Annotated in this window: 2 tRNA genes and 2 rRNA genes; all 4 read right to left on the reverse strand. The window is 43.9% G+C overall.

Annotated elements, in window-relative coordinates:
- Positions 1–115: ribosomal RNA gene (locus FFR48_RS28255) — 23S ribosomal RNA — on the reverse strand; the annotation flags it as partial.
- A gap of 154 nt (positions 116–269) precedes the next feature.
- Positions 270–342 (reverse strand) — tRNA-Ala (locus FFR48_RS28260).
- 85 nt (positions 343–427) lie between these two features.
- Positions 428–501 (reverse strand) — tRNA-Ile (locus tag FFR48_RS28265).
- Between the two features lie 120 nt (positions 502–621).
- Positions 622–672 (reverse strand): 16S ribosomal RNA (locus FFR48_RS28270); the annotation flags it as partial.

A 672-nucleotide genomic window follows, 5' to 3' on the forward strand; every position in this document is an offset into this window, starting at 1 on the left:
GGATATTTCCGGCTCACCGTTTGCTTCCAACTCCCCGGAACATTTCGTCGGTAACCACGTCCTTCTTCGCCTCTGTGTGCCAAGGTATCCACCATTAGCCCTTATTAGCTTGACCACTTAACATTGGCTTTTTCATTTCAGTTATCTGCTGCTAAAGCACTAGATTACTGAACTGCCTCGCGTTACTATGCAGTTTTCAAGGTTCTGGCTGGTATTTACCCAGCATTCTGTACTATTTTCATAGTTTCAGGTGCTGAATTTTTCCAATGTGGAGGTTAGCGGACTCGAACCGCTGACATCCTGCTTGCAAAGCAGGCGCTCTACCAACTGAGCTAAACCCCCATCAAGTTAATTTGTAATTCGTAATTCATAATTCCTAATTTTTTAATTACGAATTACGAATTAGTAATTACTAATTACTTTCAGGTGGGCCATCCTGGACTCGAACCAGGGACCTCACCCTTATCAGGGGTGCGCTCTAACCACCTGAGCTAATAGCCCTTAAATGAACCCAATCATAGTTTGAAAGACTTTCTTCAAGTCTGCGACCGACCTAGAGTAGACCAGTTTAGTATCTATTTACTCATTGCTTTCGATATCTAAATGGGTAGGTCTCCCTAAAAAGGAGGTGATCCAGCCACACCTTCCGGTACGGCTACCTTGTTACGACTT

The sequence above is a fragment of the Sphaerospermopsis reniformis genome, from assembly GCF_005402885.1.
In the GTDB taxonomy this organism is placed as follows: Bacteria; Cyanobacteriota; Cyanobacteriia; order Cyanobacteriales; family Nostocaceae; genus Sphaerospermopsis; species Sphaerospermopsis kisseleviana.